Source organism: Bradyrhizobium erythrophlei, assembly GCF_900129505.1.
In the GTDB taxonomy this organism is placed as follows: domain Bacteria; phylum Pseudomonadota; class Alphaproteobacteria; order Rhizobiales; family Xanthobacteraceae; genus Bradyrhizobium; species Bradyrhizobium erythrophlei_D.
The window spans coordinates 8,452,602-8,470,352 of record NZ_LT670818.1; the positions used below are offsets into that span (position 1 = coordinate 8,452,602).

General features: G+C 63.1%; 15 protein-coding genes. 5 read left to right on the plus strand and 10 right to left on the minus strand.

Annotation, left to right across the window (positions count from 1 at the left end):
* Positions 1–47 precede the first annotated feature (47 nt).
* The 4 genes from B5525_RS40065 (at position 48) to B5525_RS40080 (ending at position 2,626) form a co-directional block, all read left to right on the plus strand.
* Positions 48–1,172, plus strand: coding sequence for a flagellar basal body P-ring protein FlgI (locus tag B5525_RS40065; RefSeq protein ID WP_079571751.1), 1,125 nt, complete (start codon positions 48–50; stop codon positions 1,170–1,172).
* Entirely contained in the window at positions 1,172–1,534 is a 363-nt protein-coding gene (gene flgJ / locus B5525_RS40070) for a flagellar assembly peptidoglycan hydrolase FlgJ (RefSeq protein ID WP_079571752.1), read from the plus strand. The genes B5525_RS40065 and flgJ overlap by 1 nt, the downstream gene beginning before the upstream one ends.
* Before the next feature lie 20 nt (positions 1,535–1,554).
* Entirely contained in the window at positions 1,555–2,046 is a 492-nt protein-coding gene (locus B5525_RS40075) for a hypothetical protein (RefSeq protein ID WP_079571754.1), read from the plus strand.
* 214 nt (positions 2,047–2,260) lie between these two features.
* Positions 2,261–2,626, plus strand: coding sequence for a hypothetical protein (locus tag B5525_RS40080; RefSeq protein ID WP_079571755.1), 366 nt, complete (start codon positions 2,261–2,263; stop codon positions 2,624–2,626).
* A gap of 15 nt (positions 2,627–2,641) precedes the next feature.
* Here the strand turns inward: B5525_RS40080 and B5525_RS40085 are convergent, their stop codons facing one another.
* From B5525_RS40085 to B5525_RS40100, 4 genes are all read right to left on the minus strand, one after another.
* On the minus strand, positions 2,642–3,031 hold the full coding sequence (locus tag B5525_RS40085) for a hypothetical protein (protein WP_079571757.1): 390 nt from the start codon (positions 3,029–3,031) through the stop codon (positions 2,642–2,644).
* 29 nt (positions 3,032–3,060) lie between these two features.
* Complete coding sequence (flaF, locus tag B5525_RS40090) at positions 3,061–3,426, minus strand: flagellar biosynthesis regulator FlaF (RefSeq protein ID WP_079571758.1); 366 nt, start codon at positions 3,424–3,426, stop codon at positions 3,061–3,063.
* A gap of 216 nt (positions 3,427–3,642) precedes the next feature.
* Positions 3,643–5,196 carry a flagellin gene (locus B5525_RS40095; RefSeq protein ID WP_079571760.1) on the minus strand — a complete coding sequence of 518 codons (1,554 nt, stop codon included), beginning with the start codon at positions 5,194–5,196 and terminating at the stop codon, positions 3,643–3,645.
* A 206-nt stretch (positions 5,197–5,402) separates the two neighbouring features.
* Positions 5,403–6,938 carry a flagellin gene (locus B5525_RS40100; protein ID WP_079571761.1) on the minus strand — a complete coding sequence of 512 codons (1,536 nt, stop codon included), beginning with the start codon at positions 6,936–6,938 and terminating at the stop codon, positions 5,403–5,405.
* Between the two features lie 346 nt (positions 6,939–7,284).
* Between B5525_RS40100 and flbT the strand changes: the two genes are divergently transcribed.
* Positions 7,285–7,707 carry a flagellar biosynthesis repressor FlbT gene (gene flbT / locus B5525_RS40105; protein WP_079571763.1) on the plus strand — a complete coding sequence of 141 codons (423 nt, stop codon included), beginning with the start codon at positions 7,285–7,287 and terminating at the stop codon, positions 7,705–7,707.
* A 6-nt stretch (positions 7,708–7,713) separates the two neighbouring features.
* Here the strand turns inward: flbT and B5525_RS40110 are convergent, their stop codons facing one another.
* The 6 genes from B5525_RS40110 to flgK form a co-directional block, all read right to left on the minus strand.
* Entirely contained in the window at positions 7,714–9,252 is a 1,539-nt protein-coding gene (locus B5525_RS40110) for a pyridoxal phosphate-dependent decarboxylase family protein (RefSeq protein ID WP_244568125.1), read from the minus strand.
* Positions 9,253–9,257: 5 nt separating this feature from the next.
* Positions 9,258–10,499: an ATP-grasp domain-containing protein gene (locus B5525_RS40115; protein WP_079571765.1), complete on the minus strand. Its 1,242-nt coding sequence runs from the start codon at positions 10,497–10,499 to the stop codon at positions 9,258–9,260.
* Between the two features lie 83 nt (positions 10,500–10,582).
* Positions 10,583–11,374: a hypothetical protein gene (locus B5525_RS40120; protein WP_079571766.1), complete on the minus strand. Its 792-nt coding sequence runs from the start codon at positions 11,372–11,374 to the stop codon at positions 10,583–10,585.
* 99 nt (positions 11,375–11,473) lie between these two features.
* The gene (locus tag B5525_RS40125) at positions 11,474–13,150 is read right to left on the minus strand and encodes a hypothetical protein (RefSeq protein WP_244567741.1); all 1,677 of its coding nucleotides are present in this window, start codon (positions 13,148–13,150) and stop codon (positions 11,474–11,476) included.
* Between the two features lie 72 nt (positions 13,151–13,222).
* Positions 13,223–15,859, minus strand: coding sequence for a hypothetical protein (locus B5525_RS40130; protein WP_079571770.1), 2,637 nt, complete (start codon positions 15,857–15,859; stop codon positions 13,223–13,225).
* Between the two features lie 10 nt (positions 15,860–15,869).
* Positions 15,870–17,723, minus strand: a complete 1,854-nt coding sequence (flgK, locus tag B5525_RS40135; protein WP_079571771.1) for a flagellar hook-associated protein FlgK — start codon at positions 17,721–17,723, stop codon at positions 15,870–15,872.
* Positions 17,724–17,751 lie beyond the last annotated feature (28 nt).

Here is a 17,751-nt window from a genome sequence, read left to right on the forward strand (position 1 = left end):
GGAGTGGCGCCCGGGTCCGGTTCAAGGACCTCAGCGGGGAGCAGAGGATGGCTAGCGTCCGTTCGGCAACAGTTTTCGGGGTGGCCAGTGTCGCGCTTTTGGCGCTGGCGCTGTCCGTGCTGCCGGCTTCCGCGACCTCGCGGATCAAGGATCTCGCCAATATCGAGGGCGTGCGGCAGAACCAGCTGATCGGCTACGGCCTCGTCGTCGGCCTCAATGGAACCGGCGATACCCTGAACAACATCCCCTTCACCAAGCAATCGCTGCAGGCGATGCTGGAACGGATGGGCGTCAACATCCGCGGCGCCACCATCCGTACCGGCAATGTCGCCGCCGTCATGGTCACCGGCAATTTGCCGGCGTTCGGCACCCAGGGCACGCGGATGGACGTCACCGTCTCCGCGCTCGGCGATTCCAAGAACCTGCAGGGCGGCACCCTGCTCGTCACCCCCCTGCTCGGCGCCGACGGCAACGTCTATGCGGTGGCGCAGGGCTCGGTCGCGGTCGCCGGTTTTCAGGCCGAAGGGGCTGCCGCCAGCGTGGTCCGCGGCGTGCCGACCGTCGGCCGCATCGCCAACGGGGCCATCATCGAGCGCGAGATCGAGTTCGCGCTCAATCGCCTGCCCAACGTGCGGCTGGCGCTGCGCAATGCCGATTTCACCACCGCCAAGCGCATCGCCGCCGCGATCAACGACTACCTCGGCGTCAAGACCGCCGAGCCGATCGATCCCTCGACCGTGCAGCTCTCGGTTCCAACGGAATTCAAGGGCAACGTCGTCGCCTTCCTGACCGAGATCGAGCAGTTGCAGGTCGAGCCCGACCTCGCCGCCAAGATCGTGATCGACGAACGCTCCGGCGTCATCGTGATGGGCCGCGATGTCCGCGTCGCCACCGTCGCGGTCGCCCAGGGCAACCTCACCGTCTCGATCTCCGAAAGCCCGCAGGTGAGCCAGCCCAATCCGCAATCGCGCGGACGAACCGTGGTGACGCCCAATTCCAGCGTCAAGGTTTCCGAAGACGGCAAGAAGTTCGCGCTGGTGAAAGACAGCGTGTCGCTGCAGCAACTCGTCGACGGCCTCAACGGTTTGGGCATCGGCCCGCGCGACCTCATCAGCATCCTGCAGGCGATCAAGGCCGCCGGCGCGATCCAGGCCGACATCGAGGTGATGTGATGCAGGCCAACCTCATCAACGGCAGCGCGGGCAGCATGCCCAGCAAGGCCGTCATGCCGATGTTCAACGGCCGGCCCGATCCCGCATTCGCCGAGGCGCTGAAGAAGGTATCGCCGCAGGCGCAGGCCAAGGCCAAGGCTACCGCGACCGATTTCGAGGCGATGTTTCTCAACTCGATGTTTTCGCAGATGACGAGCGGCATCAAGGGCGAAGGCCCGTTCGGCGATACGCCGGGCACCGGCGTGTGGCGCTCGATGCTGACCGAGCAATATTCGAAATCCTTCGCCAAGGCCGGCGGCGTCGGCATTTCCAAGGACGTCTATCACACGCTGATCATGCAGCAAGCAGGTCGCGCCAGCTAGCCTCTCAAGGGAAAATGGACATGAATCAGAATCCTCAGCGGCGAGTGGCAACCACTCCGGCTCCATCGGCCTCCACACCGGGCGATGCGCGCAAGCTCGCCGATAACATGATGGATGTGATGAGCGCCCTGCTCGGCGTCATCGAGCGCGAAACCGAACTGGTGCGGGCCGGCATGCTGCGCGAGGCGATGGCGTTGGAGCCACAGAAGACCGATCTGTCCCGCCGCTACGTCAACGCTGTCGGGCAGTTGAAGGCCAGCCAGAAATACCTGTCGCAGACCGCGCCCGAGCTTCTGACCACGCTGCATCGTTATCACGACACGTTTCGCGCCATGCTGCAGATCAATCTCACGGTACTGGCAACCGCGCATGCGGTGTCGGAGAGCATCATTCGCGGCGTCAACACCGAGATGCAGCAGCGCAATATTCCCAACACCTATACGGCCGCCGGACGGCGTGCGACCCCCGGCCCGCGCCACATGACGCCGATCGCGGTCAGCCGCTCGATGTGACCGCGCAGTGCTGGCGTTTTTTACTTCGCGCGAACCGGCTTTCCCTGCGCCCGAAAAGCGCCTTCCGGAAAATACCGACAATTTCCATTAATTTCGCGCGCCCGCGTCAGCAAGTCGTTCAGCGAATTCTCTAACAAAGCGTTGAGAGATATCAGGCCATAGTTGCCTGTGATGGAGGGTTGGGATTTGACTCGAGGGAGGCCAGGAGGCTGCCATGAGTACGGATTTCAGCATCAGGCCGGTGGGGTCGCCGGCTGGTACACCTGTTATACAGCCGCCGAGCGAAGCGGCCAATAGCGCGGTCGCGACCGAATTGCCCGCAAGCCAAAGCGTCACGGCGGTGGACGCCAGCGTAGCCGTGCGCAACGATACAGAGGCGTCGAGCGATTACGTCTCGCATCAGGCCTTCATCGATCAGGCCGCGGCCTCGATCGTCTATCAGGTGGTGGATAGCCGCACGCAAGCGGTGGTCGCGCAATATCCCGACGAGGCCGTGCTGCGCCGCCGGGCGTATTTCCACACCCTCGACCTGACCAAGGGCGAGCCGACCCGTATTCTCGCCACCGACCGCAAGGCCTGAAGTTTCGAGTCCGGATTAACTGCTCAGGGTGGCGACCGCGGTGTCGAGATAGGTCGAGCCGGTGGCGGGATCGGTGAGGACGTTTTTCACCGTCGCAGTAGCCGCCCTGGTGCTCGTTGCAAGCTTGGTGAGCGTGAGCTTGGTATCGCCGATCCGAAACGAGTTGTCCTTGATCAGAGCGGTCCCGAATTTGACCGTCCCGGCACTTTGATACTTCACCTGCGCACGGAAGCCAGAAACGCTCAAGACCTGAATCGTGAACGTCTTCTTGTCGGCGTACGTTCCCGACCAGGTGCCCTGATAGAGCTTTGGATCGACCGCGACATACTTGGTCTTGCTCGGAACGGTGGTCGCCGCTCCGACCGCCTTGTAAGCGGCCGACAGAATGCTCGCGATATCGCTCATGATCGCGCTCCGTTAGACCGAAAAAGCCGTCAGACCCGGCCGGACAGACCCGCGGCGAGATTGCAGTTGATTTCGATCAGCGATTTCAGCTTCGCCGGATCCGGGTTCATCTGCATTTCGATGGTCTGCTTCATCACGAACACGCCGATATTGGCGATGTTCTGGCGGATTTCCAGCGGCTGCGGATTGTCGTTGGTCTCGGCCGCGCTCATGAAAATCGTCCACAGCCGGCGATTGAAGAGCAGCGCGTTGTACATGTTCTTGTCGGGACCGGTCCAGTTGGCCTGGACTTCCTGCAACTGCCTCGCCGCCTTCAGGAGTGCCTGCGCCTCGATTTCCCGGGGAGGTGCTGTCGTTTGCGACGTGCGGGCATAGGCTTGAGCGGCATGAGACATCCATCACCTTTGGTACGGCTTTACGCTGCGGGACAAATTCGAAACTGCCCAAGTTTTGTACGTCGGCTGCCTTTAAAATATGGTTAGCGTCCGTTTCCAAATTTGTCGGAAACCGGGCAAATCGCGCTTTGCCGGGTCCCGGGCGCCGCGTGGTCAAATCAAGAAAACGGCGGAGGGTTTCCCCCGCCGTTTCGGTATCTGCCGTTATGGCCCGGATCAGCGCAGCAGCTGCAGCACGCTCTGTTGCGACTGGTTGGCCAGCGCCAGCGCGGACACCGCGATCGACTGGCGGGTCGACAGCGCCTGACTGTTGGCTGCTTCCTCGTTGGTGTCGGCCAACGTCAGGTTGGCCGAGCCGGTCTGCAGCACGTTGATCAGGTTCTTGGAGAAGTCCTGGCGAATCTGCACGATCGACAGGTTGGAACCCAGCGAAGATGCTTCGGAGCGCAGCGAGGTGCTGGCGGCATTCAGCGAAGTGAGAACGTTGTTGGCCGAATTACTGTCCAGGAAATCAGTGCCCGCGGTGAGGGTCGCCAAACCTAGGCCGGCGAGATTGTAGGTGACGCCGTTGATGTTCAAAGTCGACTTTCCGGTCTCGTTGAACGTCAGTTTCAAGGTGTCGCCGTTTAACAGGTTGATGCCGTTGAACGAAGCGTCCTGCGACGTGGTGTTGATCTGATTGAGGACGTTGTTGTACTGCGCGACCAGGCCGGCGCGTGTTGCCTGCGAGTCCGGATCGGCGACCGGCGCGGGTGGGACCAGCCCGTTGAACGCCGCACCGGCGCCTGTGGCAGTGCCGGTGATCGCGCCGATCTTCGAGGAAGCCGCATCGTTTGTGGTCACGATGTTGATGACGCCGCTCGGGCTGATGCCGGCCTGCAGATTGTTGGCCGCCAGCACCGCATTGAGCTGGTTGAGCGTCGAGATTTGTCCGGAACCGGTGCCGAAGATGATGCTGGTTCCGTTGCCGTTGGCGGGCGGCGTGGGGCCGATGATGAGCGTCTGACCGCTGAGCGCGGGAGGGGTAATAGCCGTTTGGCCGGCCGTAAGACCGAGCTTCCCCAGCGTGGTCGCATTGCCGCCGATAAGCAGATTCGTCGTGGTGCCGGTGCTTAGGGTGAGCGCGCCGGCCGTGAGTGTCGAGGGGGTGCCTGTACCGGTGATGGTGTCAATGGCCGAAAGCAAGTCGCCCACCGTCGCGGTGCTCAGGTCGAGCGACGCGCCGGTCGCGGTGATCGAATTGCCGTTGGTGCTGCTAAACGAGATCGTGCTGCCGTTGATCGTGAAGCTGTCCGTGGCGGCTGAAACGGCGGGAGTCAACGCGCTCAGCTTCGTGGTCTTCGCGGCCGCGCCCGTAATGGCCGTGCCGGTGACGGTGTTGTTGGTTCCCGTGCCAAGCAGATTGGTTGGTGTTGCGCCGGGGATCGGCGCACTCGAAACATTGGACCTCGGCGTATAGCCGACGGTCGTCTGCAGCACCTGGCTGGCGATCGACTTGGCGCTGTCGACCAGCTTTTGCAGCGAGGTGATGCCGGTGTTGGCGGCCTGCAGGACCTGAACGCCATTGCCGATGCTGTCGAGCAGGTTGTTGATGTCGCTGGCGCGGTTGTCGAGGCCCTGCGCGGTGAAGAAGTTGGTCGGATTGTCGAGCGCCGTGTTGACCTTCTTGCCACTGGCGAGACGGCCTTGGGTGGTGGCGAGGAGATCTGCGGTGGACTGCAGCGAGAGCAGGTTCTGGCGAACCGCTGCCGTGAGAACAATGCCGGACATGTAGCAACCCTTCCGTAATTCTACCCCCGTAGTTCTACTGAGAATTCCTTTAAATTAGAGTTAACGGCGACTTAAGTTGTTCGGTTAACGCTTTGTTAACAGCAGACGTACTCACCACCCGCGAAAGCCGCGCCTCGCCGGGTCGCCAAACGAAAAAGCGGCGGGGTTTCCCCCGCCGCCTTCTTATTTTGCAGTATTGCCAGTAATCAGCGCAGGAGCTGCAGCACGCTCTGTTGCGACTGGTTGGCCAGCGACAGCGCGGACACCGCGATCGACTGGCGGGTCGACAGCGCCTGGCTGTTGGCCGCTTCCTCGTTGGTATCGGCCAGCGTCAGGTTGGACGAGCCGGTCTGCAGCACGTTGATCAGGTTCTTGTTGAAGTCCTGGCGGATCTGCACGACCGACAGGTTCGAACCCAGCGTGGATGCTTCGGACCGCAGCGTGGTGCTGGCAGAGTTCAGCGCGGTCAACGCCTTGTTGGCCGAACTGTTGTCCAGGAAGTCGGTGCCCTGGGTCAGGTTCGAAAGACCAAGGCCGCCGAGGTTGAAGGTGACGCCGGTGATGCTCAGCGTCGACTTTCCGGTTTCGTTGAACGTCAGCTTCAGGGTATCGCCGTTCAACAGGTTGACGCCGTTGAACGAAGCGTCCTGGGCCGTGGTGTTGATCTGGTTCACCACGTTGTTGTACTGCGCGACCAGGCTGTTCCGGGTCGCCTGCGAGTTCGGATCGACAACCGGCGCAGCAGGGGCTACTGCACTCGTGAACGCAGTGGCCGTGCCGCCGATGGTGCCGATCGTCGACGAAGCCGCATCGTTGGTGGTCACGATGTTGATCCTGCCGGTGGTGTCGATGCTGGCCTGCAGGTTGTTCGCCGCCAGCGCAGCATTGAGCCCGTTGAGCGTCGAGACCTGCCCGGCACCGGTACCGAAGCTGATATTGGTCGCAGTGCCGCCGCCGGTGGCAGCGATCGTGAGCGTCTCATTGGTCAGCGCGGGGTTCGTTCCGGTGTTGGTTCCGACAGCGACTCCGGTCGTGCCGGTCGCACCGCCAGCTATGACCTCGGCGGTGGTTGTGACGCTGGAGGTCACACCCGTTGTGCCCGAAGTGAACACCAACTTGCCGGCGGAAACCGAAGCGATGGTGGACCCGAACTGGTAGTTGGTGATGCTGGCAACATCAGATGCGCTCAGGCTGTTAGCGTTGAGTGCACTACCGGTTGCCGCGTTGTACGCCGTAACATTTGCCGAGTTGAGCGTGATGGTCTTGGCCGCAGCACCATCGACCGCGACCGTGAAGGTCGAGGAGCCCGCACCCAAATTGAGGGTCGTGAAGGCACCGGCGGTAACCGAACCAGCAGTGCCCGGGCCCAGCAGATTGGTCGCGGTCGCGCCGGTGATCGCGGTGGACGTAAAATTGGACTTGGTCGAATAGCCAACGGGGGTCTGCAGCACCTGGTTGGCGATCGACTTGGCGGTATCGACCAGGCTCTGCAGCGAGGTGATGCCGGTATTGGCGGCCTGCAGGATCTGCACGCCGTTGCCGATGCTGTCGAGCAGGTTGCTGATGTCGCCGGCGCGGTTGTCGAGGCCAGCCGCGGTGAAGTAGTTGGTGGGGTTGTCGAGGGCAGAGTTGACCTTCTTGCCACTGGCGAGACGGCCCTGGGTGGTGGAGAGAAGATCCGCGGTCGACTGGAGGGAGAGGAGGTTCTGGCGAACCGAAGCCGAAAGAACAATACCTGACATTTTTCATACCTTTCTGGTGTGAAATACGAGTGCGTACGTTGCCCATCTTTTCTGATCGGCGACCGGGGCACGGTGAAACCAAGCCTCTAACAAAAAATGAATTGGTACCGGACTACGGCTCACCCGAGCGCGCCGGCGGCCCCTTAATCCGTAGTTCTACGGTCACGCACTCGAAAAATAGAATTGAAAATGCTGGATATTTTCTCGCCGATGGGCGCGTTTACCGGGCGTTAACCACAATAGGAAAGGATTGCGGCTGCATCGGCAAAAGAGCCGCGCCCATCTGGCGTCACTCGCATCGGCTTGTACCGATGGATCGCGTCAGAAGCGGCAACGGAGACCAGCCATGGCTTTGAAAGTCGAACTCAAACCGCACGAACGCATCATCATCGGCGCCTGCGTGATCACCAACACCGATCAGCGCGCGCGGCTATTGATCGACGGCGACAACATTCCGATCCTGCGCGAGAAGGACATCCTGACGCCGGAGACCGCCGACACGCCGGCCAAGCTCGTCTATCTGGCGGTGCAGCTGATGTATATTTCGCCGGATCCGCAGGTCAATCACGGCACCTATTTCAACCTGGTGCGCGACATCGTTACCGCGGCGCCCAGCGCGTGGCCGATCATCGAGGAAATCAACACGGACATCTTGAGCGGCGAATTATATCATGCGTTGAAAGCGGCCAGGAAACTCGTCGCCTACGAGAAGACGCTGCTGGACCTCAATCGCAGTCACAACGCCGAAGCGGAACGGCACTCCGCCTGAGCACCGCTACATCGCCAGCGGCGGCGACTGCTCGACCTGCAGCACGCGGTCGTCACGCGAAGACGATCGCTGCGCTCCAAACTCCAGTACCGCCGAGATCAGCGCGTCGATGTCGCCGACATCGGTGCGATGATTGACGATCGCCGCGCGGATCGCGAGCTCGCCGCCGAGCAGCGTGGTGGACGGCACCGCGACGCCCGACTCCTGGATGTCGATGACGATGTCGCCGTTCACCTCGTTGGCTTCCGGCGCGCGATAGCGAAAGCACACGATATTGAGCTGCACCGGCGCCATCAGCTCCAGCTGCGGCTCGGCCAGGATCCGCGCTTCCAGATATCGGGCAAGCGCGCAGGTGCGCGCGATCACCGCGCCCAGCTTCTCGGTGCCGTAGGCCTTCAGCGTGAACCAGGTCTTGAGCGCCCTGAACCCCCGCGACAGATCGGGACCGAGATCGCAGGGCCAGGGCGAGTTCGCGGCGAGCCCGCGGATTTCCCGGCGCAGATACGCCGCCGGCGCGGCAAAGGCGTCGCGGTGCCGAACGCCATCGCGGACGAGCAGGAAGCCGGCGTCATAGGGAACCTGTCCCCATTTGTGAAAATCGAGCGCGATCGAATCGGCGCCTTCGATTCCCGCCAGCCGCGGCGCCAACTCCGGCGAGAGAATTCCGAGCGCGCCAAAGGCGCCGTCGACGTGAAACCAGAGTCCCTCTTCGCGGCACAGCGCGCTCAATGCGGCGAGATCGTCGATGGCGCCGATATCCACCGTGCCGGCGGAGCCGACGACGAGGAACGGTTTGAGACCGGCCCAGCGGTCCAGCGCGATCTTCGCGCGTAGTGCTTCGACGTCGATGCGGTGATATCGATCGACCTGGACGCAATGTAACGCATCGCTGCCGAAGCCGGCGATATCCATCGCCTTGCTGATGCAGCCATGCGACGCCGTCGAAGCGTAAGCCGTCAACACTGCGCCGTCGCCGCCGAGGCCGTGGTGGCGCACCGATCGTCCGAGCGCGGCCGTGCGCGCCACCAGCACGGCCATCAGATTGGCCATCGACGTGCCGGTGACGAAAATTCCGCTGGCGCTGTCGGGGAAACCGAACATCTGGCGCGTCCATTCGACGATCTGGCGCTCGACCTCGATCGGCATGTGATCGCGACCGCCGAGATTGGCATTGAGTCCGGCCGCCAGCATTTCCGCCAGCATGCCGACCGCGCTGCCGCCGCCATGCACCCATCCCATGAAGCCCGGATGAACATTGCCGGTCGCATAGGGAACGATGAAGTCGGTGAACTCCCGATAGACTTCGCCGAGATCGGAAGCAGCCCGCGGAAGTGCGGTGTGAAACCGCGCGCGAACTCCGTCCGGTATCGGTTGCCAGACCGGGCGTTCCCTGATGTCGGCGACGTAGTCGATCATGTCATCGAGCATGCGATGACCGAGCGCGCGGATGTCGTCCCAATCCTTCGGGTCGAGCGTCTCGCTCGGGGTAGGTTTCGGATCGAGCGTCCCGCTCGATTTGGATTGCGGCGGCGCCTCGCGCAACAATTCGGTCACGCCGCGCGCTCCCGTCCCTCCCGCGCGCGATGCATCAGCATCGCCGCGAATGCCTCGAAGATCTTGCGCATTTGCGGAGGCTTGTAGGGAAACAGTTCGGGCGAATCCATGTTGTGCACGACCGCGGTGTTGTCCGCCTCGAAGATCAAGAGATCCCCGAACTTGTTCTCCGCGCAGTCGATCGTGAAATAGTCGAGGCCGATTCGTTCGGCCATGCCGGCGAGCGCAGTGGCATGGCGGCGGGCGAAGCCGAAGTCGAAGGTGCGCATGAATGTCTCTTCCTCGAGACGCTTGGACGCGCTGTCGGACATTCCGGCGTTGAGATACCAGATGTCCCAGCGGTCGGCGATCGCCATGTGGCAGGCGTAAGGCTTGCCAGCGACGAATACGACGCGATACTTGCGAAACAGCCCGTCTTCATTGGCGTAGTCGACGAAGCGAGAAACGAAGAATTCCTGCTCGGTGCGCTCGGCGAGATATCGGCCGATCGCGGCACGATCGTCGATCTTGGCGAGCCCGACGCCGGCATGCGAACCGCGCGGCCGGACGATGAGGGGAAACGCAAGCTCGGCCGCGATGTACGCGGGCGAAAGATTTTCCTGAGCCACATCCGCCAATTGCGCCGACGTCGCGCATATCGTCGCCGGAATGTCCAGCCCCACGACGCCTTGCAGCAGACGATGCAATTTGTCACGATCGAGGTGACAGACAAGACGCGGAGCATTCAGCATCGGCCGCGGCCAGCGCGGCGCCATCTCATCGATGATGCGAAGCGCCTCGTGGCATTCGTCGCTGTCGGAAGCGATCACGATCGCAACGTCATGATCGGGCAGTGGCAAGTCGATGCCCGGCATGACGTAGAGCGTCTTCAGCTCGATGCCGGATTCTTCCAGCAGGAACTCGATCGGCGTATTGCCGCCCATGTCGATTGCGGCCGCGAGCGCGAGCACGCGCAGTCTCGGCGGCTCGGCCGAGCATGGCGAGCGAAACAATTGATGGAAGCCGAGCACTTCCGCCTGAATGGACAGGCCTGTCGCTTTTTCGCCGAGCAGTTGCGCAATCAGCGAGAGATCGAGCCCCTCGCCCGGACCGGCCGTTCCGCCGACCACTTTCGCAATCAATTCGTCGCGCAACGGACGCAGATCGACACCGTTGAACGCCATCGCGGTCAGTTTGGCAAATCCGATTCGATCCGCGCAGAACGGCTCGGCTTTGGCTTGATCAGAATCGGGCAGCATATGAAAACTCCGGACATGACGTGCAAAGGGGATGACCGCGCCACGGCGGCGGACGCAGCACGGCGCTCAGTGCCGGCGCGGATTCAAGCGGCATTCGCGGCTCTCGCCGGCGCGCTTGCGGCCGCGGCAAATTGCGAGGAGACATCGCCCTGAAACACCGACGGGCCGACATGATCGAGGCGGCTTTCGAGATCGGCCCAGATTTCGCCACCGATATCGGTCCAGCGTTTGCAGAAGGCGAAATCCTCGCTGAGATAGGTGCCGGTGGCGTGGTCGATCATGCAATCGAACAGCGCAAAGCGATTGGGACTTCCGGCGAGCGCATCGAGCGAATGTTCGCGGAAGAACTGCAGCGCTGCGTAGTCGGGATGCTGGCACATTTTTTCCAGCACTCGGCGCTGGATCATCAGGAAGCCGGTTCCCGCGTAGCGCACACGCGTAAATCCGCTGACGGCGACGACATGGTCGGGATCGTCGATCTCCAGCACGTAGTCGAGCTCGCCCCCCGGAGTTGCCGGTCGGTCGGACTGCAGCATCCGCCTCGCCTTGTTCCAGTTGACCCGCTTGATGGGATAGACACCGGCCACGACATCCGCTCCCGATTCGATCAACCGAAAAACCTGGTCGGGCGTGAAACCGATGTCCGCATCCACAAACAAAAGATGGGTCGCGGTGGGGTCGTCGAGAAAAAGCGTGACCAGGTTCGCTCGCGCCCTCGTAATCAGCGCGTCGCCGTCGCGCAGCGTGACCGAGAGGTCGAGATTGGACTTGGCACGAACCGCCCGCTGCAGCTGGAAGATGGAGCCGGCATAGATGCTGGAGACCTGCCCGCCGAAGCAGGGCGTCGCCACCACGAGGTGAATTTGGTCGGTCATGATCGGCTCCGAAACGGCAAGGCGGCAGCCCTGATTGTCACCAAACAGTAAATAGACGTGGTTAACGAATACCTAACGCGCCGGGCCGCAATTCCACGGTCAGGCCGGCGACAGCGCGCCCCGGGATGGTTCGGCCGACGGCAGAACGCCCAGATGTGCCAGCAACCACTCGATCTTCGAGACGACCGCGCCGACGCGACCCAGTTCACGCCGCACATTGGCGGCCGCGGTTTCCCCGTCCGGCGACCACGCCTCGGTGACGAGACGTGCGCCCGCGCAGATACGCAGCGCGGCGACGGGATGCGCGGTGGCTTCCCCCAACGCGACGGGTTGGCCGACCAGGCAGGGCTGCGCGGCGATCTGCTGCTCGCGGCCGCTCTCGTTCACGGCAATGGCGTCGCCTGCATTCCGGGAGAGCGCCCGATGGATCTTCCTGCAATCGGCGAGCGATAGCGCGCGGCCTTCGTGCCGGATCACAAACGGAAAGATCGTCGGCTGAGCCAGTTCCTCATCGTCAACGCCGCCGTCTTGCGGCGTCGCTTGCAGCGTCTCTTGGGGCGGCAGCAGGTGAAGCGATCGCGACGACGCGATGATCTGCTTCACCCCCTGCCCGAATGTCGTCAGAGCCAAGCTGCGAAATTCGTCCGGCACGCTGTAGTATGACCGGATTTCCGCGAGCGCGGCTTCCCAGCGAAGCCACTGGCCGAAATTTGCCCTGACCGGAAAGCGCGCGCGCAGCGCCGGCCAACTGCTCGGCCAGTCGCCACGGCTGCTATATTCATAGAGTCCCGGCGCAATCCGCGGGACTGCATCGAGAACCCCGGAGAAGCCCGCGGGCACCAGCAGCGCGCCGCTGAAGGCAGGCCCGGTGAAGAACTTCGAGCCCGTGACAATCACGATGCAACCGCGGTCGAGATATTTTCGCAGCCGCGGCCGGCCAAGGCGCATTTGGCAGGCATCGACAACGATTTGCACCCGGTCGGGCCAGCGGCGCCTGATTTCGTCGAGGCATTGTTCGCTCGGCGCCCGCCAGCCGAGCTTGGACGAATCCATGATTTGAAGAAGCACGCCGCTTCCATCGGCAAGCGATTTTTCGACCGCGCTGAGAACCCGTGAATCGCTGTCGGCTTGCGGGCGGCAATGGCCGGTCGCGTCGAACAATGGGAGCGCAACGCTGGTCACGGAATGAGCGAGCCCGGCGACAGGCTCTCCCTTTCGAACCCGGCTTCCGCTCGCCGTCGCGGTGCTGAAATGACGCCCTCGCGCGGTATCGCCGGTTCCGCTTCCGGTTTGATCGGCAGCCACAATGACCGTCGTCAACGCCGGACCGAGCACCGCCCGCGTCAGGAACAGCGCCTGAAGCTGCGAGTCGGTGCCTGACGGGGAAAAGACGACCTCGACGCCGGACCGGGACAGCCCGAAATGATCCTTCAATTCACCGCGCATCGCTTCGATACGTGCGTCGAGCGCTTGCTCGATCCCGACGGCAATCGCGGACCGCATCAGCGATTCCCGCGCATCGCTCGCGCGCGCGTAAGCCCGCTCGGAAATCGATGTCGCGGTGCTCGAAGCAAAGCTCAGCGTGCCCGGGCAAGGCAGAGGCCGGCAGCCATATTGGTTCAACCCGCTCGCGGGATCGATGCTCAGTCGCGGATCGCCGCCGCCGCCAAGCAGACGGTCCAGCGGCAGGAACATTTCGGCCATGGCGGAAGATGATCGGGAGCGGCCGGAGGCCGGCTCCCAGGTCGCATGACGTCGAACGCCGCCGTCTGACATGACTTGCCCCATACCGCGATTGGTCCGCTGCCGCCGCAGCGGCGGAATTCACCCGCCAGCAGCGCCCGCGGACTAGCCGACCGGAAGATACTTCGTCAGCGTCAGCTGAGAGAGCATCGACGTCGTCTGGTAGGACGCCTGCAGGCTGGTCTGAAGCGCCAGGATCTCGCTGGCTACCTGATCGGTAGAGACGGTTTCCGCCTGGTCGATGATGTTCTGCAGCATCGCCTTGGATTGCGTCTGCCGCGCGCCGGCGTCTTTCATGGTCGCCTGCGCGGTGGCCAGATCGGCCTGAATATCCTGAATGGTCTGCTGCCCCGTCTGCGGCTCGAGATTCTGCGTCACCCGCTGACTGAGTGCCTGGACCTGCAAGGCGCCGTTCGGATTCGTCGGCGAGGTCGTGACCGCGGCGAAAACCGCGAGATTTTGCAGCTGCGTCCGAATGGCCTGCTCGTTGGCGCGAATGCCGAATTGCACCGTCACCGACTGATCGATGCGCGAGGTCGCCGTTGCGCGGGCCGATCCGGGACCGGACTCGCCGGTGTACCAGGTGACGGTATTCGCGGGCGTGCCCGCGACCTGCGACGTCGCAGTACCAAGTGGGGAGCCGGCGACCCGCAGCGGCGGCAGTGCCGCGTTCGCGGCGCCGAGGCCCAGCGCCCCGAACGCGGCCGCGTTCGAACTCGTGACGGCCAGGCTCGTGCCGGTGCTGCTCTTCAGCGTAATCGCGCCGCCGCTGACGGTCGACGCGGCCGTGGTGCCGGTGAGCGCATCGATTTTCGAAAGCAGCGTCTGGACGTTATCGGTGACGTTGATCTGCTGGTTGCCGCTCGCGCCGGAGGCGAGGAAGGTAATGGTGGTGCCGTTGACGGTGATGGTATCGCCAAGCGCGAAACTGGCGCCAAGCGAGTTCGTGCCCGCAGCACCGGACAACGTCGTCGTGCCGCTGATGGGCACAGGGCTCGCAGCCTTGTTATCGACGATGCTTCCTGCGACCTGCAGCGGCGGCAACGTCACCGACGGAGGCGTGCTGAAGCCAAGCGCCGCGAACGCGGCCGCATTCGTAGTCGTGACGTTCAGGCTCGAGCCGGCGTTGCTGCGCAACGCGATCGCGCCGCCATTGACGGTCGACGGGATCGTGGTTCCGGTGATCGAATCGATTTTCGAGAGCAGCGTCTGGACACTGTCGGTGAGATTGAGCTGGTTACCGGTCGCGCCGGAGGCGACAAAGGTGATGGGCGTGCCGTTGACGGTGATGCTGTCGGCGAGCCCGAAGCTGGCGGCCAGCGAGTCCGTGCCTGCAGCACCGGACAACAGCGTCGCGCCGGTGATCGGCGCAGGGGTCGACGCCTGGTTGTTGACCGCGCTTCCCGCGACCGCAATCGGCGGCTGGGTCGCGATGGCGCCGAAGCCGAGCGCCGCGAACGCGGCGGAGTTTGAAGCCGACAGAGTGAGGCCCGTGCCGCTGTCGTTGTGCAGCGCGATCACCCCGTCGGTGACGGTCGACGGGGTCGAGGTGCCGGTAATCGAATCGATCTTGGTCAGCATTGTCTGGACGCTGTCGGTGACATTGAGCTGATTGCCGGTCGCGCCGGAGGCGACAAAGGTGATGGGCGTGCCGTTGACGGTGATGCTGTCGCCCGGCGCGAAACTGGTGGCCAGCGAGTCCGTGCCCGCGGCGCCGGACAACAGCGTCGCGCCGCTGATCGGCGCGGGAGGCGTAGCCTTGTTGGTGACCCCGCCTCCTGACACCGTTGCGGCCGAGCTGAAGAAATCGTTGCCGGCCGCGATCGCCGACGCCGCCACCAGCGATGTATTGGCAAGCGTGCCGATCGCCGTGGTCAGCGCAGCCTTCAGGTTGGCGGCGGTCGCGGCCGGGGTCGCGCCGATGGCGAAACTGCCGGTCGGCAGCGGCGTCGCGCTCGAGGCCGTGAGCTGAAAAGATTCCGTGGTGCCGTCCGGCATATTGAACGAAAATTTGACCTGGTCGCCATTGTTGGGATTGGTGGCGAGGTTGATCGAAACGCCTGACGGCGATCCCGATGGACCGGTCAACGTGGCGCCGGTCAACGTGGATGAGGCCGCGCTCAGCTTCATGCCGAACGGCGAGCCGGCGGCATCCTCGACCACCTGCACCGAATTCGTGCTCGGAGAAGCCACGATCAGGCGCCCGAGACCGCTGGTGCCGAGATCGGCCTGCTGGCGCTCGGAGATCACCTGCTTCAGGCCGGCCTGGGTGGTGGTTCCGTTGAGGATGGTATCGACCGGAGCTACCGCCGGCGTATTGATGGCGGAGCCCGAGAACAGATAACGGTCGCCCGCCTGCAGGTTGAGAATGCCCAGCATCGAGGACAGCTGCGAGTACGCCGTCTGCTGGGCGATGGTCTGGCCGGCGCTGCTCAGCGTCTGCATCGTACTATTCGCCGCATTGACCATCGTAGTTCCGATGTCGACCAGCGACTGCAGTCCCGTGTTGGCGATGCCGATGTCGGTGTTGATGTTCGACATGGTATCGGTGAACGCGGAGATATTCGAAAGCTGCGAGCGCGCGGCGATCGCGAACCCCTCGTTGACGCCCATCCCCGCATAGGTGGTCGACTTTTCGCCGGTCGTGAGCTGCGACTGCAGCGCCGTCATCTGATTCTTGAGAGAAAGCACCGACTGGTTGAGGACAGAAGAAGTGCCGTAGGTGATGCCATTGATTGCCATATCGACCGCCTTACACCTGGACCTGCATCAGACTCGTCATCATGGTCTGAACCACGGACATCACGTGAGCATTGGCTGCATAGGTATTCTGGATGGAAATCAGATTGGACATCTCGGTGTCGATATTGACGCCGGAGGTCGAGTTCATCTTCTGCTGCAGCGCGCTGACGACGACATCCTGTCCCTGCTGGAGCTGGGTCGCCGACGTCGACGCGTTGGCCTGCTGGCTCAGGAACTGCTGCATGAAACCGCTCAGCGTTCCCTTGAAGGGCGTCGCCGCCGTGCCGAGCCCGGTCTGCGGCGAGTAGGTGTAGGTGCCGGTCGTCAGTTGCGAATAGAGATAGTCGGGACGCGACGTATCGCCGGCATTGGTCAAGGGCGAGGTATTGTAAACCGTGAACTTCGAGGGATCGGCGACCAGCGCGGCATTGACCGTGATACGCCCGGCGAGGCCCGTCTGCTGCGCGCCGGCCCCCGTGAACACACCCGTGTAGAGCGAATTTCCGTCGGTAAACAGCGGAAACTGCAGGTTGCCGTTCGCAAGCGACGAGGCGGTTTTCGTGACCGACGCCGCGTTGACGGTCGCCGAATTGGCCAGGGTATTGGTCACCGTCAGGGTTGAACCGGACAGGTTGAACTGAAGATTGCTGCCGGCGAGCGCCGCATTCAATTGCGCTGATGTCATGGTGGAGAAATCGAACCCGATCTGCTTTGGATTCGCATTGGGCGCGTTTTGCAGCGGAAGCGCGGCCGGATCGGTTACGTTGACGATCGAAACCTGGTGCTGAGTCTTGGTTGCGGCGTCGGTGTAGGTCAGGCTGATCGAGTTGCCCGGCAACGTGTTCGACAGATCCAGACTGAAGCCCGCGGGCGGGCCGGCCACCGCGGTGCCGGCGGTGGTCTTGTCCGACAGCGCGCTCGACATCGACGCCGCGAGCTGATCGACCTGTGCCTGCGCCTGGACCAGCGTCTTGTCGCGCAGCGTGACATCGGCGGCGATCTGGCCGGAACTGATCGAGTTGGTGGCGATCATGTCGACCTTGGCGCCGTTCGCCAGCGTGCAGGTAATGGTTCCGACCGACGACAGCGCCGGATTGCTGTTCCATTGCGAATTGGCGCTCAGGGTGCCCTGCGAATTGAAACTGAGCTGGGACGCCTGGGCTCCAACCAGTTCGACGCCGTTGGAGGTGTAGACCGAGGTCTGGTTGTTGCCGGTGGTGGAGACCTTGATATCCATCAGCTGCGACAGCTTGTTGATGGCCTGGTCGCGCTGGTCCATCAGCGTCGCGGCGGTCGGGTCGGTCGGTTTCAATCCCTGAAGCTGGGTGTTGAGGTTCGCGATCTGGGTCATCGCCGCGTTGGCCTGCCCCACCGAGATGTTGAGGTCCTGCTCGGCATTGGTCCGCAGCGTTTGAATGCCTTGCGTCGTGGAGTTGAGCTGCTGCGCCATGGTCTGGGCCGCCGTCACGGCGGAGATCTGCGACGAGGAGCTCCCCGAGGTCGTCGACAGCGCCTGCAGCGCCGTCGTAAAATTCGAATAAGCGGTTTCGAGCGACCCGGCGGATCCGGGCGCTCCATAGATGGATTGCAACTGGGTCAGAACGCTCGCCATCTGGTCGGCATAGGCACCGCCGGCGGTCTCGGTCCGCAATTGCGACTGTATGAACTGGTTGAGCTGGCGGTTGACGCCGGTGACGAGGACGCTGGCCCCGGTGTCACCGGTTGCCACCTCAACCTGATTGATGCTCTGGCTGACGTAACCCGGCGTCTGCGCGTTGGCGATGTTCGATGACGTGATCGAAAGCGCCGCCTGGTTGGCACGCAAACCAGACATCGCGGTAGCGAGAGCTGAACCCAAACTCATGTTAGCCGCCTCAGGTCAAAACTGCGCC

Coding starts and splice junctions, on each gene's coding strand:
- B5525_RS40100 (WP_079571761.1), bottom strand. CDS start 6,938: ATGTCAGGTATTGTTCTTTCGGCTTCGGTTCGCCAGAACCTCCTCTCC.
- B5525_RS40065 (WP_079571751.1), top strand. CDS start 48: ATGGCTAGCGTCCGTTCGGCAACAGTTTTCGGGGTGGCCAGTGTCGCG.
- B5525_RS40080 (WP_079571755.1), top strand. CDS start 2,261: ATGAGTACGGATTTCAGCATCAGGCCGGTGGGGTCGCCGGCTGGTACA.
- flbT (WP_079571763.1), top strand. CDS start 7,285: ATGGCTTTGAAAGTCGAACTCAAACCGCACGAACGCATCATCATCGGC.
- B5525_RS40130 (WP_079571770.1), bottom strand. CDS start 15,859: ATGGCAATCAATGGCATCACCTACGGCACTTCTTCTGTCCTCAACCAG.
- flaF (WP_079571758.1), bottom strand. CDS start 3,426: ATGTCTCATGCCGCTCAAGCCTATGCCCGCACGTCGCAAACGACAGCA.
- B5525_RS40115 (WP_079571765.1), bottom strand. CDS start 10,499: ATGCTGCCCGATTCTGATCAAGCCAAAGCCGAGCCGTTCTGCGCGGAT.
- flgJ (WP_079571752.1), top strand. CDS start 1,172: ATGCAGGCCAACCTCATCAACGGCAGCGCGGGCAGCATGCCCAGCAAG.
- B5525_RS40120 (WP_079571766.1), bottom strand. CDS start 11,374: ATGACCGACCAAATTCACCTCGTGGTGGCGACGCCCTGCTTCGGCGGG.
- B5525_RS40085 (WP_079571757.1), bottom strand. CDS start 3,031: ATGAGCGATATCGCGAGCATTCTGTCGGCCGCTTACAAGGCGGTCGGA.
- flgK (WP_079571771.1), bottom strand. CDS start 17,723: ATGAGTTTGGGTTCAGCTCTCGCTACCGCGATGTCTGGTTTGCGTGCC.
- B5525_RS40125 (WP_244567741.1), bottom strand. CDS start 13,150: ATGTCAGACGGCGGCGTTCGACGTCATGCGACCTGGGAGCCGGCCTCC.
- B5525_RS40075 (WP_079571754.1), top strand. CDS start 1,555: ATGAATCAGAATCCTCAGCGGCGAGTGGCAACCACTCCGGCTCCATCG.
- B5525_RS40095 (WP_079571760.1), bottom strand. CDS start 5,196: ATGTCCGGCATTGTTCTCACGGCAGCGGTTCGCCAGAACCTGCTCTCG.